General features: G+C 61.7%; 23 protein-coding genes. 15 read left to right on the top strand and 8 right to left on the bottom strand.

The annotated features are described in order from the left end of the window. The first annotated feature begins 21 nt into the window (after positions 1 to 21). The 3 genes from CLM74_RS11225 (at position 22) to CLM74_RS21755 (ending at position 3543) form a co-directional block, all read left to right on the top strand. Positions 22 to 1116: an alpha/beta fold hydrolase gene (locus CLM74_RS11225; protein ID WP_105164078.1), complete on the top strand. Its 1095-nt coding sequence runs from the start codon at positions 22 to 24 to the stop codon at positions 1114 to 1116. A gap of 217 nt (positions 1117 to 1333) precedes the next feature. Further along, a complete protein-coding gene (locus CLM74_RS11220) occupies positions 1334 to 2392 on the top strand; it encodes an alpha/beta hydrolase (RefSeq protein WP_105164077.1) in 1059 nt (352 codons plus the stop codon). Then, positions 2389 to 3543 carry a carboxymuconolactone decarboxylase family protein gene (locus CLM74_RS21755; RefSeq protein ID WP_051562422.1) on the top strand — a complete coding sequence of 385 codons (1155 nt, stop codon included), beginning with the start codon at positions 2389 to 2391 and terminating at the stop codon, positions 3541 to 3543. Before CLM74_RS11220 ends, CLM74_RS21755 begins: the two co-directional genes overlap by 4 nt. Positions 3544 to 3555: 12 nt before the next feature. On the opposite strand, the gene CLM74_RS11210 is transcribed toward CLM74_RS21755, so the two are convergent. Further along, positions 3556 to 4449, bottom strand: coding sequence for a LysR family transcriptional regulator (locus CLM74_RS11210; RefSeq protein ID WP_105164076.1), 894 nt, complete (start codon positions 4447 to 4449; stop codon positions 3556 to 3558). A gap of 74 nt (positions 4450 to 4523) precedes the next feature. Between CLM74_RS11210 and CLM74_RS11205 the strand changes: the two genes are divergently transcribed. From CLM74_RS11205 to CLM74_RS11185, 5 genes are all read left to right on the top strand, one after another. After that, positions 4524 to 5120 carry a flavodoxin gene (locus CLM74_RS11205; protein ID WP_025877182.1) on the top strand — a complete coding sequence of 199 codons (597 nt, stop codon included), beginning with the start codon at positions 4524 to 4526 and terminating at the stop codon, positions 5118 to 5120. A 10-nt stretch (positions 5121 to 5130) separates the two neighbouring features. Continuing rightward, entirely contained in the window at positions 5131 to 6123 is a 993-nt protein-coding gene (locus CLM74_RS11200; RefSeq protein ID WP_099842470.1) for an aldo/keto reductase, read from the top strand. 144 nt (positions 6124 to 6267) lie between these two features. Beyond that, the gene (locus CLM74_RS11195; RefSeq protein WP_105164075.1) at positions 6268 to 6792 is read left to right on the top strand and encodes a DUF6622 family protein; all 525 of its coding nucleotides are present in this window, start codon (positions 6268 to 6270) and stop codon (positions 6790 to 6792) included. Positions 6793 to 6921: 129 nt separating this feature from the next. Continuing rightward, positions 6922 to 9573, top strand: coding sequence for an excinuclease ABC subunit UvrA (locus CLM74_RS11190; RefSeq protein ID WP_105164074.1), 2652 nt, complete (start codon positions 6922 to 6924; stop codon positions 9571 to 9573). 150 nt (positions 9574 to 9723) lie between these two features. Further along, positions 9724 to 10476, top strand: coding sequence for a carbonic anhydrase family protein (locus CLM74_RS11185; RefSeq protein ID WP_105164073.1), 753 nt, complete (start codon positions 9724 to 9726; stop codon positions 10474 to 10476). Positions 10477 to 10677: 201 nt separating this feature from the next. On the opposite strand, the gene CLM74_RS21750 is transcribed toward CLM74_RS11185, so the two are convergent. Then, complete coding sequence (locus CLM74_RS21750; protein WP_234003332.1) at positions 10678 to 11154, bottom strand: hypothetical protein; 477 nt, start codon at positions 11152 to 11154, stop codon at positions 10678 to 10680. A 24-nt stretch (positions 11155 to 11178) separates the two neighbouring features. Then, positions 11179 to 11535, bottom strand: coding sequence for a hypothetical protein (locus CLM74_RS11175; RefSeq protein ID WP_105164072.1), 357 nt, complete (start codon positions 11533 to 11535; stop codon positions 11179 to 11181). 532 nt (positions 11536 to 12067) lie between these two features. Here CLM74_RS11175 and CLM74_RS11170 point away from each other — a divergent pair. Beyond that, positions 12068 to 12511 carry a hypothetical protein gene (locus CLM74_RS11170; RefSeq protein ID WP_105164071.1) on the top strand — a complete coding sequence of 148 codons (444 nt, stop codon included), beginning with the start codon at positions 12068 to 12070 and terminating at the stop codon, positions 12509 to 12511. Between the two features lie 400 nt (positions 12512 to 12911). After that, positions 12912 to 13121: a hypothetical protein gene (locus tag CLM74_RS21525; protein WP_158684138.1), complete on the top strand. Its 210-nt coding sequence runs from the start codon at positions 12912 to 12914 to the stop codon at positions 13119 to 13121. A gap of 1395 nt (positions 13122 to 14516) precedes the next feature. On the opposite strand, the gene CLM74_RS11165 is transcribed toward CLM74_RS21525, so the two are convergent. Genes CLM74_RS11165 through CLM74_RS11155 form a run of 3 tightly spaced genes read right to left on the bottom strand, consistent with a single transcriptional unit; the run spans position 14517 to position 18153 of the window. Further along, positions 14517 to 15563 carry a hypothetical protein gene (locus CLM74_RS11165; RefSeq protein WP_105164070.1) on the bottom strand — a complete coding sequence of 349 codons (1047 nt, stop codon included), beginning with the start codon at positions 15561 to 15563 and terminating at the stop codon, positions 14517 to 14519. Continuing rightward, positions 15560 to 17443, bottom strand: coding sequence for a hypothetical protein (locus tag CLM74_RS11160; RefSeq protein WP_158684137.1), 1884 nt, complete (start codon positions 17441 to 17443; stop codon positions 15560 to 15562). Before CLM74_RS11160 ends, CLM74_RS11165 begins: the two co-directional genes overlap by 4 nt. Positions 17444 to 17445: 2 nt before the next feature. Next, the gene (locus tag CLM74_RS11155) at positions 17446 to 18153 is read right to left on the bottom strand and encodes a hypothetical protein (protein WP_105164068.1); all 708 of its coding nucleotides are present in this window, start codon (positions 18151 to 18153) and stop codon (positions 17446 to 17448) included. Between the two features lie 744 nt (positions 18154 to 18897). Here CLM74_RS11155 and CLM74_RS21520 point away from each other — a divergent pair. After that, complete coding sequence (locus tag CLM74_RS21520; RefSeq protein ID WP_158684136.1) at positions 18898 to 19968, top strand: hypothetical protein; 1071 nt, start codon at positions 18898 to 18900, stop codon at positions 19966 to 19968. Positions 19969 to 20775: 807 nt separating this feature from the next. Here the strand turns inward: CLM74_RS21520 and CLM74_RS11140 are convergent. Further along, positions 20776 to 21021, bottom strand: coding sequence for a helix-turn-helix transcriptional regulator (locus tag CLM74_RS11140; protein WP_105164066.1), 246 nt, complete (start codon positions 21019 to 21021; stop codon positions 20776 to 20778). A gap of 190 nt (positions 21022 to 21211) precedes the next feature. On the opposite strand from CLM74_RS11140, the gene CLM74_RS11135 reads away from it, so the two are divergent. Together CLM74_RS11135 and CLM74_RS11130 are read left to right on the top strand one after the other, a co-directional pair. After that, positions 21212 to 21643 (top strand): NIF family HAD-type phosphatase, encoded by a 432-nt coding sequence (locus CLM74_RS11135; protein WP_105164065.1) that lies wholly within the window; start codon positions 21212 to 21214, stop codon positions 21641 to 21643. A 299-nt stretch (positions 21644 to 21942) separates the two neighbouring features. Further along, positions 21943 to 22509, top strand: coding sequence for a cyclin-dependent kinase inhibitor 3 family protein (locus tag CLM74_RS11130; protein WP_105164064.1), 567 nt, complete (start codon positions 21943 to 21945; stop codon positions 22507 to 22509). A 99-nt stretch (positions 22510 to 22608) separates the two neighbouring features. Here the strand turns inward: CLM74_RS11130 and CLM74_RS11125 are convergent, their stop codons facing one another. Then, positions 22609 to 23085 carry a hypothetical protein gene (locus CLM74_RS11125; RefSeq protein WP_105164063.1) on the bottom strand — a complete coding sequence of 159 codons (477 nt, stop codon included), beginning with the start codon at positions 23083 to 23085 and terminating at the stop codon, positions 22609 to 22611. Positions 23086 to 24768: 1683 nt separating this feature from the next. Between CLM74_RS11125 and CLM74_RS11110 the strand changes: the two genes are divergently transcribed. Both CLM74_RS11110 and CLM74_RS11105 read left to right on the top strand, forming a co-directional pair. Beyond that, on the top strand, positions 24769 to 25278 hold the full coding sequence (locus tag CLM74_RS11110; RefSeq protein WP_105164060.1) for a DUF892 family protein: 510 nt from the start codon (positions 24769 to 24771) through the stop codon (positions 25276 to 25278). A gap of 127 nt (positions 25279 to 25405) precedes the next feature. Next, on the top strand, positions 25406 to 25582 hold the full coding sequence (locus tag CLM74_RS11105; RefSeq protein WP_105164059.1) for a DUF3606 domain-containing protein: 177 nt from the start codon (positions 25406 to 25408) through the stop codon (positions 25580 to 25582). The last annotated feature ends 1 nt before the right edge of the window (position 25583 follow it).

The following is a 25583-nucleotide window of genomic DNA, read 5'->3' as shown; positions in this document are numbered from 1 at the left end:
CAATCTGTCACGGAGTGACCCATGCAGACTCGCACGCGCCTTCGCACTCTGGTGCCCAGCTTCCCCTCCACACTGCTCTGGATAGCGGTCTCCCTCTGCGCCACGACCGCCATGGCCAACGAGCCACTGCAGATCGATTCGCAAGGCAGCTTCCTCGCTGGGGGCACGACCAAGAAGGAGTCTGGCACGTTCGATCCGTTGAAGCCCTCCAATCCGGATGGCCAGAGCTATCACGGCGATCACGTCTACGCCTTCTACCAGAAGCCGGTGAACGCGCGCACGTTGCCCATCGTGATGTGGCACGGTGCGGGCCAGTCTTCCAAGAGCTGGGAGACGACGGCCGATGGGCGTGAGGGCTTCCAGAACCTGTTCCTGCGTCGTCGTTTCGCTACCTACCTGATCGATCAACCACGGCGCGGCAAGGCCGGCCGAAGCATGGTCGAGGCGACGCTGAAGCCCGTGGCAGACGATCAGATGTGGTTCAACCAGTTCCGGATCGGCCTCTGGCCAAACTGCTTCGCTGGCAGCCAGTTCCCGAAAGGGGAGGCCGCGCTTGACCAGTTCTTCCGTTCGGTCACGCCCAACACCGGCCCCTTCGACCTCGGCGTAGTGTCGGACGGGGTAGCCGCCGTGCTGCAGAAGACAGGGCCTGCGATCCTGTTTACCCATTCGCAGGCGGGTGGTCCTGGCTGGATGACGGCCATAAAAAGCCCCAACGTCCGCGCGATCGTCGCGTTCGAGCCTGGCAGCAGCTTCGTGTTCGCAAAGGACGATGCGCCGGCACCGATTCCCAGCGCGTTCGATACCGTCGCTCCCGCGCTGGTTTCGCCCGCGGAATTCAAGGCGCTGACCCGGATCCCGATTCTGGTGCTGTATGGCGACAACATCCCTGACAAGCCCGTTGACCTGCCGGCGCAGGACAGTTGGCGGGCCCGGTTGGAAATGGCCCGCGCCTGGCGTGATGCCGTCAATCGGCAGGGCGGTGATGTCACCCTGATCCATCTGCCGGAGATGGGAATCCGTGGCAACAGCCACTTCCTGTTCTCAGACCTCAACAACGTCCAGATCGCCGATCTGGTGAGTGAGTTCCTGCAGAAGAAGCATCTGGATCGTTGAGCCGGACCGCGCCCGTGCATGGATCGCGCCATGGAGTGTGGCGTCCTGGATGCTGCGCCGCTCGCCAATTCGTCATTCATATCATGCATGCATGAGTGATATCCGGCTGATGCTCTGTTTCCATGAGTGCACGGACGTTAGGTTTACTCCTGAACCCCGCCAACGTCGGCCCGCAACACGCGCCGTCAGGGGTAACGTACAAACCCGGAGCACTTGAATGAAGCACATCGTGCACGCCACGCTGTTGGCGATGTCTCTCGGCTTGGCAGCAGGCAACGCCTCCGCTGCCGACTACAAGCTCAACCCCTTCCAACTGGCCTACGAAGGTGCGATCACGCGCAATGTGCCCAGTGAGGTCAACATCCACTCGGCGTCCTATCCGCTGAATGGAATCGAGATCGCGGCAAACTTCTACACGCCCGCCAATTTTGATGCCTCGCGGAAGTACCCGGCCATCGTGGTTGCCCACCCCAATGGCGGGGTCAAAGAGCAGGTGGCCGGCCTGTACGCGCAACGCCTGGCCCAGCAGGGCTACATCGCCATTACCGCCGATGCGGCCTATCAGGGGGCAAGCGGTGGCCAGCCGCGCAGCGTGGACATGCCTTCCCACCGCATCGAGGACATCCACGGCATGGCGGACTTCATCAGTCGATTCCCCTGGGTGGACACCTCGCGCCTGGGCTTGCTCGGCATCTGTGGTGGCGGCGGCTACTCGCTGGCGGCCGCGCAGACCGACAAGCGCTTCAAGGCCGTCGCCACGATCAGCATGTTCAACTCTGGCCGAGTTCGCCGCAACGGTTATGCCGACTCGCAGCTGGACACCGTCCAGCAGCGCCTGCAGCAGGCTTCGCAGGCGCGCGCACAGCAGGCCGCCGGCGGCGAAGTGCTGTACTCCGGCGATGCCAACCTCAGCGACGAGCAGATCGCCAAGCTCCCCTTCGATCTGTATCGGCAGGGCTATGAGTACTACTGGAAGACGCATGCCCATCCCAATTCCACCTTCCGCTACACGACCAGCAGCCTGCTGGACCTGATGCGCTGGGACGCCACCAACCAGATCGAGCTGATCAACCAACCGCTGCTGATGATTGCCGGCAGCAAGGCGGACAGCCTTTACATGACCCAGGATGCCTTAGCCAAAGCAACCGGTACCATCGACAAGCAGCTGGTGCTGCTGGAGGGGGCCACGCACATCGAGACCTACTGGGTGCCGAAGTACGTGGATGCTGCCGTCGCCTCGCTCACCACGTTCTACACCCGGACGCTTGCACCATGACCACGCCTCGTAAATCACCCGCGCAGACGGCGCTGCTGGGCGCTGCATTGAGCGTGGCGGCACCGTTCGCCGGCGCCGGCGAAATGCCCATGCAGCAGATCACCCGGTCGGGAACACAATCGTCCGTTGCCGGTCCAGCAGAGACCTTCGTTGGCAAAGTACGCGTGGACCCGCTGTTCCCAGCGGACAAGGACGTGCAGGTCTCATCCGCATACGTCAGCTTCGAGCCGGGCGCGCGTTCGGCCTGGCACACCCATCCCGCCGGGCAGCGATTGGTGGTTACCTCCGGCGTTGGGCTGACCCAGGAATGGGGCAAGCCGGTGCAGCAGATACACGCCGGGGATGTGGTGGTGTGTCCGGCCGGGGTCAAGCATTGGCACGGCGCCGCGCCGCACAGCGCGATGACCCATCTCGCGGTAACCGGTGTGACCGATGGAAAATCGGTGGCCTGGCTGGAGCAGGTGAGTGATGACCAGTACCGCCAAGCGTCAGCAGGCATCGAGGCGCCCGTTGCCGGGCCGCTTTCGCCCAGGCAGCAGGCGATCCCGCTGATTGCGGCCGCTGCGGCCAGCAGTGACATGCCCCAGCTCAACGCCGCGTTGGTCCGGGGGCTGGATGCCGGCCTGACCGTGAGCGAGGCAAAGGAAGTGCTCGTGCAGCTGTATGCCTATGCGGGGTTCCCAAAGAGCCTCAACGCCTTGGGCGAACTGATGAACGTGGTGCGCAAACGCGAGGAGCAGGGTATCGCCACCGCACCCGGGAAGCCGCCCGCCGGGAAGGCCCCGGTAGGCGATGCACTGCGCGCCGTGGGTACCGCAAACCAGACGCGGATCTCCGGTGCCCCGGTGGCTGGCCCGGTCATGGACTTCGCGCCCATCATCAACCAGTTCCTGCAGACACATCTGTTCGGCGACATCTTCGAGCGCGACAACCTGGACTGGCAGAGCCGTGAACTTGCAACGGTTGGCGCGCTGGCGGCCATGCCTGGCGTGGAGGCGCAGTTGCGCTCGCACATGGCGGCCAGCCAGCGCGTGGGCCTCAGCCGCGCACAGTTGCAGCACCTGGCCCAGTTGCTCGCACATAGCGGATATGCGGCCGCATCTGACCGCGCAGTGCAGGCACTGGAACAGACCCCGGCACCGTCGCCATGACCGTGCCGCCGTTCAATCCCGATAGCGCAACGCATCACGCAGCACGGTGAACGCAGGCGATGACTGCCTGCGGCTGGGGTAATACAGGTGGTAGCCGGGGAAGGAGGGGCACCAGTCCTGCAGCACGTGGACCAGGGTGCCTACCTGCACATGGGGGCGCACCAGATCCTCGGGCATGTACGCCAGCCCCAGGCCTTCCAGCGCAGCGCCCAGCCGCAGGGCGATGTTGTTGAACACCAACTGGCCTTCCACGCGTACTTTCAGCTCCTGGCCTTTCTTCTCGAACTCCCACGCGAAAATGCCACCGTGGGTCGGCAGGCGGATGGTGATGCAGTTGTGCCGGGTCAGGTCGTGCGGTGATTTCGGCTTCGGATGGCGCTGGAAATAGGCGGGCGATCCGACCACGGCCATGCGCAGGTCGGGCCCAACACGCACGGCAATCATGTCCTTGGCCACCTGCTCACCCATGCGGATACCGGCGTCGAAGCCCTCGGCCACGATGTCGGTCAGCCCGTAGTCGACAATCACCTCGATGTTCAGGTCGGGATTGGCCGGCAGCAGCTTGCCCAGTACCGGCTGCATCACGGTGAGCGCAGCGTGCTCACCTGCAGTGATGCGGAGGCGACCGGCGGGTCTGTCGCGGTACGCGTTGAGCTGGGCAAGCTCGCTATCGATCTCCTCGAAGCGCGGTGCAATCACCCGCAGCAACTGCTCTCCGGCCTCGGTCGGCGAAACGCTGCGGGTGGTCCGCGCAAGCAGGCGCACGCCCAGGCGTTCTTCCAGCTGGCGCATCGATCGGCTAAGGGCGGGTTGGGACATACCCAGCTGGGCAGCAGCCCGGGTAAAACTGCGTTCCCGCGCCACCAGCGCGAACATGGCCAGCTGATCGTAGTTCTCGACGCTCATTGATGCGTACCGGATATAAGCGATATCCGATTATGCCTCTGCAAGAATGTGTTTTGGGGGCGTAGATTGGCGCCATGACGATTCCAACCCCCAACCCTGGTCGCCGGGCAGTCGTCGCTGCCTTGGCTTCACTGCCGCTGGGATGTTCAGCCGCAGCGCCGCAGGAAGGCACGGCCGCTGGTCGATCAGGCGCACGGACAGTGGTTGCCTGCTTCTCACGTTCGGGCAACACCCGGGTGGTTGCCGGGCTCATTCATCGCAGCATGCCCAGCGACCTGTTCCAGGTAGAGCCTGCCATCGACTACCCGGCGGACTATCTTGAAACGGTAGCCAAGGCGCGACAGGAGCGCGACGATGGGGTAGAGCCTGCACTGCGCACCCGCATTGTCGACATTGATCGCTATGACACCGTGTACCTGGGCTTTCCAATCTGGGGCGAGACCGCGCCGCCGATCATTCGATCGCTGTTGTCGCAGCACGACATGAGTGGCAAGACCATCGTGCCGTTCATCACCCATGGCGGCTACGGCGTGGGCAGCAGCCTGCGCGTGCTCGCCCGCCATGCGCCCAACGCACGCATCCTGGAGGCATTCGTGATGCAGGCCGACCAGGAGCGCAAAACCATGGAGAGCGTCAACGCCTGGTTGGCCACTCCGCACACTGCCCGATGAGGATTCAACCATGAAGTTCCGTACCCTTGGACAAGGCCTTGAAGTTTCCGCCCTCGGCCTGGGCTGCATGGGCATGAGTTCGGCATATGGCCCGGCCGCCGACAAGCAGGAGATGATCGCGCTGATCCGCACGGCGGTGGAGCGCGGCATCACCCACTTCGACACGGCCGAAGCCTACGGCCCCTTTGCCAACGAAGAACTGGTGGGCGAGGCACTGGCACCCGTTCGCGACCAGGTGGTGATCGCCACCAAGTTCGGCTTCGACATCGACCCGGTCACCGGTGCCCGCGGCGCAGGCACCAACAGCCAGCCTGCACACATCCGGGCAGCTGTCGAAGCCAGCCTGAAGCGGCTGCGCACCGAGCGCATCGACCTGCTGTACCAGCACCGTGTTGACCCGGCGGTGCCCATCGAAGAGGTTGCCGATACCGTGAAGGCGCTCATTGCAGAGGGCAAGGTCGCGCATTTCGGCCTGTCCGAAGCGGGTGCGCAGACAATCCGCAGGGCGCATGCAGTGCAGCCGCTGACGGCTGTGCAGAGCGAGTACTCACTGTTCTGGCGTGAGCCCGAAGCAGAGCTGCTTCCCCTGCTTGAGGAACTGGGCATTGGCTTCGTACCCTTCAGCCCGCTGGGTGCGGGCTTCCTGACGGGAAAGATCGACGAGCACACGCAGTTCGATGCAACGGATTTCCGCAATGCGGTGCCGCGCTTCTCCGCCGAATCACGCCGGGCCAACATGGCGTTGGTGGACGTGGTGAAGGCGATGGCTGCAGGGAAGGGCGCCACGCCGGCCCAGGTCGCGTTGGCTTGGCTGCTGGCACAGCGACCGTGGATTTCGCCGATCCCGGGCACGACCAAGCGCCATCGGCTGGATGAGAATCTGGGCGCAGTGGATCTGGTGCTGGATAAGGACGACCTGGCGAAAATCGATAACGAAATGGCGCAGATCAGCATCAGTGGCGCACGTCTGCCGGAGGCCGCATTGAAGATGACCGGCAAGTAGGCATTCCTGCAGCGCCTTGCAGCCGCGCAGGGGGAAGGGTGCAGGCCGTATCGCTGACACCTGTCACTTGTCCGGGCAATGCGTACCGCCAATAGTGAGCGCCACCGCCGCCTGCCTGGCCGGCACTCACCGAAAGGACCTCCCGTGAACCTGCTGCAGCAACTTCTCTGGCAGACCCCCATCTGGGTCTGGGTGCTTCTGGCGTTCCTGGTCTCGCGCGGCATCGCGGCCATGCGGCCGGGGCAGACCTCGCTGCGGAAGTTGGCCATCGTGCCGGCGCTGTTCAGCGTCTGGGGCATCTGGTCGATCAGCCACCGCTATGGCGGCTCGCCGTTGGCGTGGGGCGAATGGCTGGCCGGCATCTGCGCGGGCGCAGCAGTGGGCTGGCTGCTGCTGCGCCGGGCAACGCTGACCGTGGACGCCTCCACGGGCACGCTGTGGCGTAGTGCCGACTACAGCCTGCTGCCACTGCTGCTGGTCACGTTCGTCATCAAGTACGGTTTTGAAACGGCGCTCGCCGTGGCGCCCGGCCTGAGCAGCAACGCAGGTTTCAGCGCCGCCTATCTCCTGCTGTCTGGCGGATTCACCGGCATCTTCATCGGCAAGTACTGTCGCTATCTGGCGGCGTCGCGCCGGGCAACGCCCAGCGGGATGCAGCCTGCGGGCTGAGTCCAGCCCAGGATGAGGGGCGGTGGGCGCGCTTCGGTCGTGCCCTCACCACATTCACCTCGCAGCAGCGAAAATGCGTCCTTGGGCGCGCTCCAGGGCGCACCGATCACTGCCTGCAGGAACGCAACGATGTCCAACAACCCTTTCGGTGAATCCTCATGCGCTGCCGCAGCCAGCGGTTGCGTGGAGGTGCGCGGCGCGCGCGAGCACAACCTCAAGAATGTCGATGTCTCGATCCCGCGCAATGCACTGGTGGTGTTCTCCGGGGTGTCGGGGTCGGGCAAGTCGTCGTTGGCCTTCGGTACCGTCTTCGCTGAGGCGCAGCGGCGTTACTTCGAGTCCGTAGCGCCATACGCGCGGCGCCTGATCGACCAGGCGGGCGTACCCGATGTGGATGCCATCGACGGGCTGCCGCCGGCGGTGGCGTTGCAGCAGCAGCGAGGCGCCAGCAATGCACGTTCCTCGGTGGGCAGTGTCACCACGCTGTCCAGCCTGGTGCGCATGATGTACTCGCGCGCAGGGGCCTACCCGGCCAACCAGCCCATGCTGTACGCCGAGGACTTCTCGCCCAATACGCCGCAGGGCGCCTGCAGCACCTGCCACGGCCTGGGACATGTGTACGAGGTGACCGAAGCGCTGATGGTTCCGGACCCGTCGCTGAGCATCCGTGAACGCGCCATCGCCTCGTGGCCTCCGGCATGGCATGGCCAGAACCTGCGCGACATCCTGGTCACGCTGGGCTACGACATCGATGTGCCGTGGAAGAAGCTGCCGAAGAAGGACCGCGACTGGATCCTGTTCACCGAGGAAACGCCAACCGTGCCGGTCTATGCCGGCTTCACGCCCGCAGAGACCCGCGCCGCGCTGAAGCGCAAGCTGGAACCCAGCTACATGGGCACCTATACCGGTGCGCGCCGCTACGTGCTGCACACCTTTGCCAACACCCAGAGCGCGCTGATGCGCAAGCGCGTTTCGCGCTACATGGAAGGCAGGTTGTGCCCCGCCTGCCACGGAAAGCGCCTGAAGCCGGAAGCGCTTTCGGTCACCTTTGCCGGTGTGGATATCGGCGAGTTCATGCGGCTGCCACTGGACCAGTTGGCGGACCTGCTGGAGCCCATCGCGCAGGGTAATTTCAGCGCGCACAGCCGCGGCGCGCGTACCAGCGGCAGCGCCACGAAACGCGATCGCACGCAGCGGGCTGCAAGCGGCCGCCCTGTCCATGCTGGAGCCCCCGACGTGCGGCTGACCTCGGCCCTGTCGGAAGAGAAGCGCTTGGCCGCGCAGCGGTTGGCAGGCGGCGTCATGGCGCGTGTACACCAGCTGCGAGGCCTGGGCCTGGGGTACCTCTCGCTGGATCGCGCCACACCAACCCTGTCGGCCGGCGAACTGCAGCGCCTGCGGCTGGCCACGCAGCTCAGCTCGTTGCTGTTTGGCGTGCTGTACGTGCTTGATGAACCCTCGGCCGGCCTGCACCCCGCCGACAGCCAGGCGCTGTACGACGCGCTGGACCGGTTGCGCGACGGCGGAAACTCGGTGTTCGTTGTCGAGCACGACCTGGAGCTGATGCGCCGCGCGCAGTGGCTGGTGGATGTTGGCCCGGAGGCGGGTGAGCACGGCGGGCGCGTTCTCTACAGTGGCGAGCCCGACGGCCTGCGCAAGGTCCAGGAATCGCGCACCGCCCGGTATCTGTTCGACCAGGTGCCTGCGGCCACCAGCCGGCAGCGCCGCGCCAACAGCTGGCTGGAGCTGAAGGGCATCCACCGCCACAACCTGCAGGGTGTGGATGCGCAGGTGCCGCTGGGGTTGCTGACCGCAGTGACCGGCATTTCGGGGTCGGGCAAATCCAGCCTGATGGCGCAGGCACTGCCCGAGCTGGTGCTGCTGCACCTGGGGCATGAGCCCGAGGACAACAGCGCAGATAATGCGCCCACCGACGCGCCGACCGTGATCGAAGCGACCCGAGGCCGGCTGGCTGGCGATGTGGACGCCATCCAGCGGGTAGTGCAGGTGGACCAGAAACCCATCGGCCGCACCCCACGCTCCAACCTGGCTACCTATACCGGCCTGTTCGACCACGTGCGCAAGCTGTTCGCCGCTACGCCCGCCGCGCGCCGTCGGCGTTTCGATGCCGGCCGTTTCTCGTTCAACGTGCCCAAGGGCCGATGCGAGACCTGCGAAGGCGAAGGTTTCGTCAGCGTCGAACTGCTGTTCATGCCCAGCGTCTATGCGCCGTGCCCCACCTGCCATGGCGCCCGCTACAACGAGGCCACGCTGAAGGTGCTGTGGAATGACCGCAACATCGCCGAAGTCCTGCAGATGACGGTGGACCAGGCGCACGCGTTCTTCATCGAGGAAGAGGCCATTGCCCGTCCGCTGCAGCTGCTGCAGGAGATCGGCCTGGGCTATCTGAGGCTGGGCCAGCCGGCCACAGAGCTTTCAGGCGGCGAAGCCCAGCGCATCAAGCTGGCGACCGAGCTGCAGCGCAGCCAGCGCGGGCGCACGCTCTACGTACTGGACGAACCCACCACCGGCCTGCATGCATCGGACGCGGACAGGCTGCTGGTGCAGCTGCAGCGACTGGTGGACGCGGGCAATACGGTGGTGATGATTGAACATGACATGCGCGCGGTCGTGCAGGCGGACTGGGTGATTGACGTCGGACCTGGCGCAGGCGCTTCGGGCGGCACCATCGTGGCGAAGGGAACGCCGCAGCAGGTGGCGCGCGCCAAGGGCAGCAGGACGGCGCCGTTCCTTGCGCGCGAGCTGGGACAGGGCGGGTGAGGCGGAGTAATGCCCAATAGGGGCGCTCGCCGGCGTTGCATCAGACGCCGCGACGCGTCCACAGATGCGGACAAATCAGCCGAGTCCTAACGCGTGGACCGCGCAGATGCCCAACACTCCAGGTGTTTACCTTTCTGTTGAGGTGTCTCTATGTGCGGAATACACAACGAACGCGATGAAATCTCTGACGAGGGCCGCCGTGGCCTGTTCAAGCGTGCCGCGGCCTTGGCCGTCGCAGGTGGGCTGGCGGGCGCCGGCTTGCTGGCCTCCCCGGCGGCGCTTGCCACGCCACTGACCCGGCCGCAACGCGATCAGCTGAGTGCCCAGGATGTGCTGCAACGGCTGAAGGCCGGAAACGAGCGTTTCCAGAGCGGCCAGGCCACCCAGCACGATTACCTGGCACAGAAACGGGCCACCGTGGCTGGCCAGTACCCGGGCTCGATCATCCTCAGCTGCATCGATTCGCGCGTTCCCGCGGAGATCGTCATGGACATCCCGATCGGTGACAGCTTCAACGCCCGCGTCGCCGGCAACCTGCCCAGCCCGGACCTGCTGGGCAGCATGGAGTACGCCTGCGGCGTTGCCGGCGCCAAACTGGTCGTGGTGATGGGGCATACCTCGTGTGGCGCGATCAAGGGGGCCATCGACAAGGCGGAGATGGGCCATCTGACCAGCTTGGTCGATCGCATCCACCCTTCGGTGACGGCAACCCGACATGATGGCGAGCGCAGCAGCCGCAACCCAGCGTTCGTCGATGAGGTGGCCAGGACCCACGTGCTTCGCACCGTGGAAGCCATCCGCGAGCAGAGCCGTGTGCTGGCGGGGCTGGAGCAGCAGGGAAAGATCAAGATTGTCGGCAGCATCTACCACCTGTCCGGTGGCCGGGTGGAATTCCTGGGGTAAGCCAGTCGCGTGAGCGGAACGCTCAGGCGGCGAAGCCCAGCACATCTGTGCAACCGGACTGGGTGATTGACGTTGTGCCTGGCGCAGGGCTTGCGGGCGGCTCCATCGTGGCGAAGGGAACGCCGCAACAGGGCGGCCCCCTTCCTTGCGCGCGAGCCGGGGCAGGGTGGGTGAGGTAGGGGCATCGCCCGGGTTGTACTGCTACCGCCGCACGCCACACCGCTCATCCTCAGGCACATCGCCAGCAAGCGTCAGCAGCAGCCGATCCTGCAGCGTAGGTTCCTGCACGCCAGACAGGACCTGCTCCAGATAGCTCAACGGCACCAGTGACCACTGCAGCGTGGCCTGCAAGGGGAAGATCGCAGGCGCCCGATGCTCGGTACCCAGCGCAACCCTGATCAGCAGAAGCGGCGGCTGCCTCTCCACGTGCAGCACCGGCACACCCTTGCACAGGATCTGGAAGGAAGCCGAAGCGGGCGGCCCCTCCAGGAACGCGAAGCCCTCCCGCGCCGGCGCCTCTGCGAATCGAAGCGCGTGGCGACGCAGCGTCCAGAATGTCTCATCGGGTACATCAGGGTACGCGAGCACTTCCGGCTCAACAGGCTCTGGCAAATGCATCTGTACTGCAACGACCAGCGCCAGAAAGACCGCCCACATCACCCCGTAGCGCACCTTCATTTCAGGCCCCACCGAAGTGATCCTTCAGTCTGCCGGCTGCAGCCTTTCGCTTGCGTGGGCTGCCAGCCCAAGGCCGGCCATGATCAGTCCTTCCATCACCCGGTCGCCGACGTACTGCTCCGGCTCGCCGTTCTGGCGCGTGCGTTCTGCCGCCAGCAGCACTTCCAGCACCACGCGCAGGCCTGTCAGCGAGCAGTCGGCATCGGCCAGTGCCATCTGCCGGCCACGCAACTGATGTCGCTCTGGCCAGGGCTGGCCGTTGGCGGCCACGCCCGAGCCGATGCTGTGCAGCAGCGCGATGAGGGTGTTGGGGTCCACGGCAGGGCCGGCCGAGGGTGCCTCGTGGATGGGCTGTGGGGCAGCGGAGTAGGGCGTGGTCATGGCAGGGCTCCTTGCGTGCAGGCAGAAGCCGCCACCGATAAAGGTGGCGGACGATGCGTGGCTCGAAATCCGGCGTACGCTGAACCGGCGGGCACATGGCCCCCACGCACCGCCCGCCATAGCCGGCAGACGGATTGCCAGCCGGCACCACGCGGGGTGGTGCCGGCTGGCAAGCGTAAACATCAGCGTGCAACCGGGGATTTCGAGGCCCCGACCACCCTTTTTCGGTGGCGCGGCTAGGATTACGCCCGGTTGCACGAGGTGCCAATACAGTAAGGGCAATGCCGTCACCGTTCTCGTCATTTTCAGAATTGTTGCATGGCAGGAAAGGGTCCGAGAGGGTTGTCGCGCAAGGATGAAACGCCGTTTGCCACACATCGCGCCGCCAAGCGCTTGCGCCAAGGCCATCACCTAGCGGCATGTGCCTAATACGACAAATCTGCAGCTCCTTGCAGTCAGGAACCGGATTCGCTCATGATGGGAATGCGTTGCGGAACTCTGGAATGAACAAAGGACGGGCAGAGGAAGCTGGATGAGAAGTAAGAGCACTGCGATCGTCGGCTTCGTTGCGAACTTGATGCCTCTCTACATCGGCGAGCGCCACGAAAATTTCTGGTGCGCACGTGGATTACAGGACGGCACGCTAATCCTTCCTTTTAGCGAGGTGGAGGACGCGGAAAACGAGGGATGGATCCGGGTCTGCTGGCAAGGAGATCGGCTGCGTCAGACTGAGGTCCTGGGCGAACACGTTGCGGCGCTTGCGCTGGAGCGCTATGTGCGACTGCACGGCGCCGGAGTTGACGAAGAGGCGATTGCGGCCGAGCTTTACTTTCTGGCCCAACATTTCACCTTCAAAACCGGCTGCCATATTTATCTCCCGCAACTGAAGGAGCCTGCGCATCCTGCGGTGCGCGCGGTGAGACGCATGGGCGAGGGCGTTCTCGTCAACCTGCTAAGCAAGATGGCGGGCGCTTGAGCCGCTATCGCCTACGGCGTTCCTGTCCTGCGAGGCAATGTCCGCGAATTCCTCGCGATGATCGTCACCAAAACCCGGCAGCGAAGCCCAGGCCATTGCCGCCGCAAAGGCTGAGATTGCCGCCGCAGGCGAAGGCGAAGTGAAGTAGAGCAGGGCGCGATCGCGTTCGCCGGCATGGACGGAGCGGTAGGTTGCTAACATCGCGTGCAGCTCCGCCCAGTGGCCACCGCCTTCTTGTGCAGGCGACTGCTACGCCTGTGCGCAGCTCGGCAGGCGCCGGCTATCAGTTGGCGCACCTCGGTGCCGTAGTGACCGTAGCGCCATCCGACCAGATACCGCAGAGCGTTCAGATCCGGATCAAGCACACTTGTTCGTCGCCGAGTAGCCTGCAGCGCGCAACTTGTTGATCTACAGGGAGCAGCCCGTCAATTCGAAGGGCTTATCTGCGCCGGACATTGAAGACAATTTTGATTCAGGAATGTTCATTGCAGAACATTTTGATGCACCAAAGATCATCGTAGAGATCATTGATGCTCCGACGATCATCGCAGAAGAAAGTGACTTGCGGCTGACCATTGCAGAACATTTCGGCGCGCCGGTGCGTCTTTAGATCCGCCAGATGGACTCAGCACTCCCGACGCGATCTGGTGACACACATGTTATGCCAGCACGCCTGGCAAGTCTCCGGGGCCTTGTTCAGGCCGGGCGGTACCAGGCCACTCACTCTGAGGTCGCTTCCGGCATCCAGAGAAGCTTTACGTCGCTGCAGCGCAGCCTGCTTCGTGTCAGCGCAATTGGTCGCAACGGCGGGGGCGGCCTTTTGCATGCGGAGTATTCAACCTCGCTTAGGACCTGAAATGCGGCCCGCGCATAGGCCCTGAATAGGATGCGGCTAAACGCGCGGTGGTAAGCCGCCAATCGTGAACCCTCGCCGGTGCGCCTGGAAATTGCTTCGGCTATCTCCCGCAATGTCGCTTGAGCGGATCGTGACAGCACCCTCCCGTCGAAGAAGAGCCTTCCATGGACAGCATACGCGACCAGGAGGACGACGTTGACTCTTGAGAATCGGCGCGGTGAATCATCAGTGGTCGACATGCCTAGCAGACGCCTTTCACGTTCAGAGAAGTCCCCCGGAGGGAACTTTGACGCTATGGAGAATGTGATCCTCTCAAGGGCATTCCCGATTTCCTGAGGGAGTTCTAGAAAAAACTCCGCTGCATCCGCAATGGCTGGTGCCAAACCCGCTAGAGCTTCTGATGACAAGGACTGCCCTGGCGCGCATGGGTGCTTTACCACCGACGAGCGGACGAGTAGGCCTGAACTTCCCTCAGTTCCTCCATGCCAGGCAGCTCCTCGCGGGACAAACAACCCAGAGGTCGCTTCGGTCACGCGGGAGTCTCCCTCGCAGCCAAAGAGGTCCCGACGCGAGCGACTTGCACCAGCCCACGCAAGGTATCGCCGCACATGGAATTCTCGCGCACCATCTTTCCACTCTGGATTGGACAGGAGTAGAGACGGTTGAACATGGTCGCGTCCGCAAGAGCAGATGAAAGGCGCAGCGTCAGATTGAAAAGATTTCCAGAGAGGCGCTCCGCAAGACGCGCACTGAGCGACCGTACGAACCCGGTGCCAGGGACACCGATTGACCCAGGGTAGCTGGAACAGCATCGAATGATAACTGCTCTTGAGACACTCCGGGCAGACCGTTAGATAGGGCCTCCATTGAGCAGCCGCACCATTGAGCGCTTGCCACTTGCGTGGGTCCCACAATGCTGCCAACGTCTTGGCCGCCGGTACCCTGTCTATGATCGCGGCCTGTGCACTGTGTGAATGACAGAGGTGTCTGCACCAATCATCCGAGTACCTTGGCCTAACCCCTAGCAAGCCCAAACTGTCATGGCAGTCTAAGCAGTTGAGCCTGAGAGTCTGAGCCACAAATCCTAAAGGTGAGATGCCCAGCAGTCGGTCGGGCGAATGGTGAAGAATCGCATCGAACGAGCCTCCGTCAGACATCGCCATACTCCATCTCGCCCTCAGGGCCAGCCAGGTTTCCCCGATCAGGGGTGAAGTTCAGCTCCGCACAGGCACTGTCGTACTCAACGAGGTCGGAGTACCCGATGGCCATCTTGAGATCCCTGTCTGTCATCTCAGTAAAGCCAGGCCTGGTGATGATCCGTCTTGCAATGTAGTGAGCCATAACGCTCACTGCTTGCAGCGGCCACTCATCGAATTCCTTCCGACCGGCAGCGGCTCTCTGCTGTACGCCGCAATCCCACAGTCTTTGACTGCATTTGGCAATCCTGAACGCGCCATCGTAGAGGTGTGGTGCCAGACTCCTAGGCAATGTTACGCCGGCCCCAGGAGCCATCTCAGCGTCGTCTTCAAAACGCTCAAGAAAGATCTCGAGGTCTTTTGCCGAGCGAATACCATGGAATTGATGAAACTGCGTGAAGAAGCGCCCCCTGATCTGAGGCGGGGCATGGAGCTTGTTGATCGCCTCTTGCTTGTCGGAGGTATGGTTATCCTGGAACAAAAATATTACGAAGATCGATTTCCCGCGCTTCTCCAGTTCGTTGTCAAGTGTTGCGAAATGCTGCAGCGCTGCTGTTTCAATCAAATTGGCATCATCGATGACCAAGAGCAGTCGATCCACGTTGGCGTTGTTCAACATCATCTCGATGGTATTGATGACACGATCAACTCTGTTCTGGGCCGACTGTCTCGCGATAGGCCGCTGCCCCAACTGGGCTATCGTCCAATCCATAAATGCAGACTCGGTGATGCCAATTGCGCGAACAATTGCAGACACGGCAATGCAACTGAATGGGCACCAGTCGAGGTTTTTGCAGATGTACTGGGAAAGAAAAGTCTTGCCAAAGCGAGTTTGTGAATGCAACCCAATGCCGCGGTATCCCTTCTCAATCGCAAGGACGATCTTGGTTAAGGCCTCTTCCATCGCGACGGTTTCAATAATGGGCTCCCCCCTTTCAGAAAAAACTGTTTTGAACGTTCCCAGGTCCGGATCGAGATTCACTTCGTGATTGGCATTCATTGCTTATGCCCACTCCTGCCGAGCTTCACCCTTCCCGAAAGGGGAATCACCAGTTCCGCGATGATGGCTGCTTGAGGCGTGCCTTGAAGTGGACGATTGGCGATCGTTTTCGGGGGTGCCTCAGGAGTCTCGGCCGCGTCGAGGCTGTTCTTGTGCTGTATCTGAATGGAAGCCGCTTCTTTACTGTCACGGAAGCGCGCCCGCAAGTGTTCCTTATAGGCTAGAACTGCATCCTCGACGCCCGATAGGTCAATATCACCTCGAGCGACCCGCCTGTGGATTAGCCTGCGCAAGGCAAGGCTGTGCGGCGTCCTTGCCCATGGACGCAGTGCGCGAAGCACAACGAACAGCTCTCCTTCCTCGGTGTAGAGGTACATTGTTCGGCCATCAGTGATGTCCACTTCAGCAGAGTAGACAGCACCCACTAAGTCCCATCTATTTTTCAGTGCGACTGACCGATATCGCGTGTGTGCGAACTGAACATAGGGCTGCCGGCGGCGGCCCTTGTCCCCCTTGATCTGGGCTTTAGTGCTCATGATCGACATGGCAACTGCTCGCTCCTCATTGTTTCGGGTCGCGAAAAGCCAGCCCCCGGATGCTGCGTAGTTCCGGAGGACCTCGTAAGGATCGCGTCCTTGGTGAGACCCATGGCCTTCGACGTTCGAAGCGGCAGCAATCACATCCATGAGATCTTCCAGTGCGTCTCGCTGCAGAGGATAGTCATCCGGATCGCTGCCATTGGTGAGGCTCTTCTCTGCTTCCTCGCCCCGGGGGCGAAACGCACCAGGCAGTAGGCGGATCGCAGTCTCTTCCTTGCGCTTGTTCCATGCCTCAAGAAGGCCACGCGTTTCCGGAACTCCACTTGCGCCGAAGTGGATGACCCCCCGTAATTCCGAGATCATGCGCTGGCGATTGACACCAAGCCGGTGAGCCATAGCATTGTCTAGGCTTGTGATAGCTCCGCTTGATACAAAGCCGAGCGCAGGTGCGGTGCCGATTCCGCTACCCGGGACGTACTTCATGCGGGGACACACCAGATCCTTGGGCTCCCATTTCCGAAGTGTGTTCGCGCAAACTGTGTTGAAGTCAGTGCCGTTGTAGTTCTTTGCGAATGCCAGTGTCCAACTGCAGCACATGCGAAGTAGCGCAAAGCACCCAGCGATAAGCCAAACGCAGTCGATCTTCTGCATGAACGGATTGCCATCGGCATCATGGCCCTCCACGGAGAAGGAGACGTCTAGTTTGTGACCATCGTATTGGACCCAATCGCCGTACTGGAGAGCAAAGACCGCCTGCAACTGGCCGGCGCTGACAGCGTCTTCCACTTCAAAGTCTTCGTCGACGAAAGGTGTGCCGCGGCGAGAATCCTTGATGAACTCCACGATGCTACGTCGGGCGCAAGTTGTGTCGTTTGCGGGGTAGCGATCACCTGGTACCCTGTTGCGAATGAGGGACTTAATCTTCTTGAAGAAGTTCTCGAAAGTGCTACTGGGAATGTTCCGCTTTGGCAGCTGCCCTGAGTAGGCTGTCAGCCGCTCTTCAAGCTCGGGGAGCAGTTTCAGCACCTTCTTGAAGGCTCCGGGGCCTGCCAACTTGGGAAAGTCTGCGGGTGAGGCGGCGATGTTGTTTCGGATTTTGTGCGGCAAGCACGCACGCCAACCCCAGGGCCTACCGTCGGGGGCCATCTGCAACGCGTTTCTGATTGTGGATCCTAACGTGCCGGGATTGACCCCATGACGCCTAGCTGCGCATGCGATAGAAACGCCTGCGGCTACGGCCTGAAGGGCTTCGCATCGGGCCTTGTAGCTTCGATAGGCTTTCGGCGTCAGCTGAGATGGAGCAATCAGATCCCATGATGAGATCTGCTTCAGAGTGAGCATGCTCATATGCCTGCGACCTCTAGGCGCACCTGTGTTCTCGCGGTGAGGCGCTCACTGAAATTGATGCTGAGTACGCCCCTATGGATTAGCAGGCATGTAACACACCGAACATCCCGCCAGTCGAACGTACCGTTCAGACTGGTCTCAATGCCGTAGAACGAACTCAAGGGGTTGGCATTCATGTGAAGGCAAACAGCGTCAATGAACACATCCACGGCCTTCAGGTCGGCCGCAGACTGGACATACGGTAGAAGTTCAAGACGTGTCGCATTGGCGATCCGTCCCGTGAGCAGTGACTGCGGCTTGCGGATCGTCAGGGCGATTCCAGTGGCTTTCGCTGCTTCCATGAGCTTGGCGCAAGTCGCGTTTTCAGCGCGTTCTGCGTTGGTAGTGGGCTTAGTCTGCCGTCGGAACGCGATGAAGCTCTCCGCTCCATCTGTCTTGGCCAGCCAGAAGCAAAGCTCGATCTCACGGCCTTCGATGGTGAGAGGGCGAGGACGTTCCACGTAGCTCGCCACCGACAAGTCAAACTCTAGCTCTAAGGCTAGGGCCAGCCGGCAGGGCTCGACAACGGCGATGGGTCGGCCGCCGTTCTTCGGCGAGAGGAAGTGATAGGCGTCAAGCCTGATCTGCTCCCTGGCCGAGAGGCTCCTCGCTGAATAGGGGAGGTGAGACGGAGCCTGCGTGGCGTCAGAACGGGGGCTAGTCATGACGCACCCGATCTAGCCGGCGACCAGGTCCCGCAGATTCAGGCGCACCCTTATGAGATGATTCCGATTTCGTAGACATTCTCGTACTCCAGTCAGCTCTTTCCCGCACCCGAACTTTCTGAAAGAAAGGGGTGGACGAAGGGGCGAAATGGGAGTAATTTCGGGCTTGGAATGCATGCCCTAGAGCTACTCCACGCCCGGTTGCCGCCGGGCGTTTTCATTTCTGGCATCTGCCGCTACAACATGCTCTTGGGGCGCCCGTGTTAGGTCGGCGCATTCACCTGTTTCGATCATGGCTGCGGCGGACCATGGATCGCAGACGTGCTCATGGAGCCTTAGGTTGGTACTGCCTGGTCAGGAGCCAGGAACTGAGAGGCGAGCCAGTGGGCCACATCCCGTGACAGTGCGAATTTCCCTCGCCGCTTCTCTAAGCTGAATACGTGGACTGGAACAGTTCCGCGGGCCTGCGCCTGGCGCAGGCCGTCCAAGGACATGTAACCGAGGGCGCGCCAAAGCTCATCTTGACCGAGTAGTGGGCCATAGCGATAAAGCAAGTCCCGGGCCAGGATATCTTCGAGATCCTCTCTGGAAAGCGACCGGCTAGCTGATAGCGCGCCACTCACTGACCACCTCCACGCAGTTTGGTCTAGACAACGGTAGCCCACCTTTGACTGGAGGGGTTAGAGTAAAGTTGAGCGCGAACTTTACTCTGGTACTACTGGGCCACTCATTGGAGACGCCCTGATGTCCGATAACGGTTACGCAACATATGACCTCAAGCGCGCGGCCGTGATTCTTAGCCGCGTGGAGGGCGGGGACCCTGTTCGCTTTGCAGACAGGCAAATAAGTGTGCTTCAGACAGGCGCTTGGTTTGAGGCCGTTCGACTGAGCGTGGGCAGTAACGAAAGTTGGCGCCCGCTTACCGCGTACGCCGTGGGAAAGTACGTGGAGCCCATGACTTACATCCCAGGGAAGGATGGCTATACATCGAACAAATGGTCGAGATATGCCGCCGGCATACATCGACCAACTCCCCGGACGCTCGATCAGCTTGACTTGCTGGCTCCTGGCGCAAGAGATTGGATTGATCCACTCCATTGGCGGTTGCTCAACTGCTCCCGAGCGCTACATGATGATGACGATGGGCTGAGGCGGCTGGCACCAGCTATTTTCGATACATTGTTTGACCGGGCTGCTGGCGATCACAGGCGCCTTAAGACCAAGGCACTACAAGACCTGTGCCTTGATGAACTAGCCGCGCACGTCAACGGCATTGAGGCGCTCTGCGCCGCAGTCTGGGTGCTACGCGAAGCTCTCGAAAACAGCGATCAGCGGACGTGCTTGGAGGTGGGCGCTCACCTTCACAACATTCTACTCATGACGGTGTCATTTGGCGTTCCGTTCCTAATACGCACCTCCCTCATCGCGTTCTTTCACAGGCACATATTTCCCCTGGCCAGCTCAATTGATGTGATCATCAACCCATCGCTGGCGGACTTGCTGGCCACGGCAGATGATTTCCTGGTTCATCTCACACGGCTGGAAGACGATGGGGGGCTTGGAGATCAGCGGCTTGGGGACACTTCAGAGTGGCGAATGATGCTAGACGGATCGCTGGGCGATGATCTCTGCCATAGCCTCTCGCCCGGGTACGAGCTCAGGCCAGGCTCCACATCAGTTGGCGCGGCAGCGTTCGTTGCCAGCCGCACGACGCTAAAGGTGTGGGGCAAAGGGATCCTTGATAGCGGTAGTCGACAGCGTGCGGTCCCCAAAGCAGTGAGGCGTCAGATTTGCGGCTTTAGCTTCGATGACTGAAGGTTAGCCATCCCTGGTCAGTCGTTCGTTCCTGCCAATCAAGAAAAAGGCGAGGGGAGGGCGCACGATTGTTAAGCTCAACAACAGGTCGAATATTGCATCAGAAGCCAGTGCATCTAGGCTTGCCAACGCGAAGTAGATCGCCGAGTGAGAACTGCTTCCATTCGAAGAAGAGCTGATAGAGCAAGCAAGACACCAACGCTCTTGCTTCGATGACGTCGGTATCTTCATAGCCTTATGTCGTGTCGACAAGCCGGCCCAGCCCGCCGCTATTAGGCCGGTTACCTACCATGCCTCCACTCCTGAGGCATTCGCTTCGCGCCGCGCGCGTCAAATCACGCGACCCTGCTGCTCGGATGGGACTGGGCACAGGTTGAGAGACATGCGAGATGGCAGGCCATAGCGACCTTCGAATCAGCCGGCCCACCACCGCAGGGCGCTGGCATAGCTGCGGGTTGTGTTGGGGCTTCTGCCTCCTGGAGGACGTCGCGTACCGCCTCTGCTGCAGAGGCCGCGAGCTTCTCGGGAGCCAGATTCGTGACCATCATTGAGGGGAGGCACTGTACAGACGGTTAGGGGGTGGCATTACTGGGGAAGCGTCCAGAAGCATCCAGCGCGGGGGCATCGACGCTCTGCATGTGGAGGCAACGGCGACGTTGCCACACGCGACGCTGGGTCGAAGAATGAAGAGTCCCGCGGACGCTCTGCTTGCCATGCTGCTGCAGGCACAGGCACGGCGACCGCTGGAGTGGAACGCCCACGGCCAGGTTGGGGGAGCACAGAGGAGCAGATGGCAGAGCCGGGGTTTCAGCCCTTGATCCGCTTCTCGAAGTTAGCGACTAGCTTGGAGAGCGATTGTCCCGTCAACTCAGCTATATCCCTTAGCTCAACTAAGTCAAGCCTGCGCTTCCCAGTCTCAACATCGCTGATGAATGACTGACTGCGTCCCAGCTTGCTTGAAACCTGGGCCTGTGTGAGCCCAGCTGCCAGTCGTGCATCGCGAACGACCTCTATCAGCGTCGAATACTCCTTGCGATGGATGGTCTTGGTCACGGCCGCGCCTTGTCTGAGCGGCCTCCGAAGCTATATCCAGTTCTCAGATATCTAAAAACCAGATATCCTCATGCCTCATGTTGGAGGGGGCGATGATCAAAGCCACAGGGCAGGGCGTTGATGACCGGGCAGACGGTGCTTGCCACTGCTGCGCCGGGAGGCCTCTCGCTGTTGTACCGGAGTGTGAAGGATGCGACCGACCATACTTGCTCTAGATCTGGAAGGGACACTGATCTCCAATGCCGTCAGCCAGATTCCGCGCCCGGGACTGAGTGAGTTCCTTTGCTCCGTTCATGATGATTTCGAACGACTGGTGCTGTTCACCAGCGTTCCGGAACCAAGAGCGAGGAGCATCGTGGAGCTATTGACTCGGGAGGAGCATGCTCCTTCGTGGTTCTCCCGGCTGGACTTCACCCAGTGGCATGGCGCGACAAAGGACTTGCGCTTTATCACCCCAGAACTTGGTGCAGCTCTGTTGCTCGATGACCACGCCGCCTATGTGCACCCTGGTCAAGAGCGCTGGTGGGTCCACGTACCGCTTTTTGCCTCGCCCTATGAGGCCTGCGATCAGGGGCTGGCGCAAGCGCTGCAGAATCTGCGCAGAAGGCTTGCTGAGCTTTAAATCTGAGATATGAGGCTGCGCTAGAGCCGCGCGGACCCGATGTGCCCCCTTCGTTCACACAACAACTACCGACCCAATCTTCTGAGCACCATGACACCCAACGCGCCCACTTGGACCTTCACCTCCTCTCACAGGAGCTGCCATGGCTCGCAGTGGCATTGGCACCATCCACGCCCAGTTGCCAACGGGTGCCGCCTGAGGCCGGATGTGGTGATTGGTATCAGCTGCGTCGATCATGGCGTCGAAGGCAGCAAGTCGACACGCACTGAAATGGGCCCGCCAGGTTCCGGTGGTCGCCAATGATCCGTACCAGTCACTCGCATCCACTTGAGATCGCTGAACTGATTGTCGGCCTGCATGGCGGAGCGATAGGCGTCACATTCGCTCCCGGAAAGCACCAAGATGCTGCGATGACCGGCAAATGGGCGCGAGATATGGACGCCGATCTGAACGCAATCCGCACTTGGGGCGGCACGCGCCTGATCTCGCTGATTGAGCCGTGGGAATTTGAGGAGCTGAAGATCCCGCAGCTGCCGACCGTCGCACCTACCCATGGACTTAAATGGGTGGGACTTCCGATTCGCGACGGAGCAGCGCCTAATGATGGATTCCTTGCCCGGTGGCAGTCGCTGGAGCCAGTTTTGGTGCAGGAACTGTTCGCTGGAGGACGCTTGGTTGTTCACTGCAAAGGGGGGCTTGGTCGCGCAGGAACGGTGGCGAGCATGCTAATGCTGGCCACCGGCGCAGCGGTCACTGCCGAACAGGCTATGAGCATGGTTAGAGCAGTGCGCCCAGGCGGCATCGAGACCCGAGAACAGGAGGCATTTCTGCACGGATGGGTGCGCGGGCTGCCCGGCGAGGAATAGGGGGAGGGGCAGATGCAAGCGCCTGGGTGACATTCCCGCACGATTGGCGGCACCCCATGAGCCGCACGAATGGCCGACGGTCGCCGCCGATGTGTGGACTTAAAACTTCCAGCGACCGACCGGCCACGCCCAATAAGCATTCCCGATCGGCAGGAACGTCGCCAACGCCACATCGAGTATCAAAGGTCGACGCCATTCTGGACTTGGAAAGAAGCAATAGTCAGTAAGGGCAACCCCGCCAGCCTGCTCGCGCTGCAGAAGCCACTTACACTTTGTTGCAACCTCTCGGTCCAAGGCAGCGATCGCTCGATCTTCACTCATGCCGGTTCGAAGAAGCTCCGAGGCAGCGCCGCGCATGCTCGACCATAGAACATATCGCTTCCGACCAAGGCTGAGCTGCGCCCAGTCACTGCCAGCTAGCGAGCGCAGGCGCTTCGCTGCCTCAGGGGCCATTCGGTGCTTGCGCAGCAGGCTTGCAAGGTACGCATTGGCTTCACCTTCGGCGAGCGTCACCCAGAGCCGGCGCTTGGAGTCGATCGAGCACTCCCGAGCCCAGGCCAGGAGAATGGTGGTCAAGGTGTAGCCGAGATCGACATCAGGGCGACTCCATGGGGCGCGGTATGACCAAGCAAGCGGCTCATACCGCGATCGCACAGCATTACCAGCAAGAGGAAGGGGAACCGCATCCAGAACTCGGAGCGTTGAGAGGGTCTCAAGTGCTTGAACTGCGAGCCCCCCACTAGCGACCGGACTGCTCTCATTCCTCGATCTCTCAAGCGCACACCACGCGCACGCTAAGAGAGGGCCAATCGAACGAACAAATGTGTCCAGTTCTGGCCAGGTTGCGAGGAGGGTCGGTTGGTCAACGACATAGGCCACTTTGCCCTCGAATCGCTCGCCAGTGGGAAAGCATAACAAGTTGCCGACCCAGCGTCTATCTGATCTTCCGATATCTTTGATCGTCCTTCGCGGCCCCTATCCGCGACTCGCCAGCCCTGACGCAGCGCTGATCTTGGATCCAGCGCCAGGGCTCTAGGGCAGCCGGATGGTCAAGCGCTGCGGTGCAAATAATGGCCTGCCCGACGGAGTAACCAGTGCGATCGCCCGACCACGGTCGGGCTAGCAGAGCACACGGCACCAGCTCAGTCGGCGATTAGCGTGCGTTATCGAAGGTTCGCCCCTGTTTGACTGCAGAATCTGCACGCTAGCATTGGCGAAGCCCACCTCGCGTTGCGCTTCGAGCACTGAGGACACGTGGCTCCCACGCCCAGGCCCCCAGAATGGGTGAGCGTCGAGTGGCGAGGGCGCAGCAAGGCGAGCAGGGATTGAATCTCGGGGCGAGTTGAAGCAGGCGAAGCGCACCGCGCTGCGCATCTATCCGCCCCCCGTATGGATATGCTCCCTGACCTGGCTCGTCATTTCGCGATGCCGCGTAGCAGCAAAATTCTCGCGAAGGGGTACATCCCGGGCAGTGGAGACCGCGTCAACGCTTGGTTGTCGGCAGGTGCACCCTGCCCGTCAAGACGGACACGATGTCTATCACGGTGCCGTACGAAGCTTAGTCAGCCCAAGAAGCTGAGCGAAATCGTGAGCAACTGTACAGAAATCGATCACATGCTGCGCGAGTTGGAATGCCAGCTACCTAGGTGGGCGCAGACATGCACAGAGGATGAGTTCATCGCGGTGCTGAGCAAGGCGCTGGACTACATCGCTGTCAGTGCCAACCGGTCGGCTAGGTACCACTGCATCAAGAGAACGGGTTGCCTGCGCCCGGAGAGCGGTGAGGAGATCTGGGCCGCTCGGTACGGCCTCTAGACCGTTCTCACTTCTAAATGTTCGGCGAGGATTCCTTCGCAACCGTTCCGGCTGCGGAACGCGCGCTCGGGGCAATCCACTACCCGGCTACGCAGCTTCCGCGGGTGAAAATACAGCCGGGGGGACTGGGCAAGTTGGACGGTAAGCGATGGGTAGCACCGACCGCTTGACGGCAGCGCCCAGCCGTAATCCGTCTTGATCACTCCAGACGGAAACGAAGCAAATCAGAGTGTTGGAGAGCTTTGCTGTGGGGACACCTCGGCTCACCCGCAATACTGTCCTAGCCGCGGGATAGCTGGACGTTTCGGGGTCGACGCGTAGCGCTACTTGTTGAAGCTACTTTACTAAGCAAGCTCAGACGTTCGCCGCACCTTCACGAAGTCATCGCCCTGCTGCCATGACCCCAACGATATGTTGTAGGTCCATCAGCGACGGAGGATTCCCATGGCAGAGCTCAAAGAGAACCTGTTGGACTGGCTGCGTGACGCGCACGCGATGGAGCAGCAGGCAGAAACCATGCTCAGGGGACAGGCGTCCCGCATCGAGCACTACCCGGTGCTGAAGGCGCGGATCGAAGAGCACATCCAGGAAACCATCGGCCAGCGGGAACGGCTTGAAGGTTGCATCGAGCGTTTGGGGGGCTCTCCGTCCACCATTAAGGATGTGATGGGCAAGATGGCCGCCCTCGGTCAAGCCATTGGCGGGATGACGGCTTCGGATGAGGTCGTCAAAGGCGCAATGGCCGGCTATGTCTTCGAGCATTTCGAAATTGCGTCTTATACCGCCCTGATCGCCGCAGCCAAGACTGCTGGCGATGCGGAGACGGCGCGGGTCTGCGAGGAAATCCTGGTCCAGGAAGAGGCCATGGCCGACTGGTTGGCCGCTCACTTGCCCGAGGTGACCGAGGAGTTCATGGTTCGCGATGCGACTCCGGGCGTCGAAGCGAAGAAGTGAGCAGCTGATGCCGTGCTGGCCGTATTCCCGCCCGACCGACGGAGCTCGGCCTGGAGCAAAGACCCATTTGCAATAAAGTCCCCGCCAGAAAGGCTCGAAAGCGTGCCTGAACCCCGAGGAGAGCACCATGAGCGATGACAAGAAGAACGCCGGCAGCCCAGACAGGGACCGCGTCAATGTCAACGAAGACTACGAGATCCAGTACTGGACCAATGCCCTGGGCGTTTCCGCGGATGAGCTTCGCGCGGCTGTGCAGGCCGTCGGCCCCACGGCTGCAGCGGTCCGCAAGCACTTGGGCAAGTGAG

Source organism: Stenotrophomonas sp. MYb57, assembly GCF_002966815.1.
GTDB classification, from domain to species: domain Bacteria; phylum Pseudomonadota; class Gammaproteobacteria; order Xanthomonadales; family Xanthomonadaceae; genus Stenotrophomonas; species Stenotrophomonas indicatrix.
Note: the sequence above shows the minus strand (reverse complement) of the source record. Positions and strands in the feature narration are given on the sequence as shown.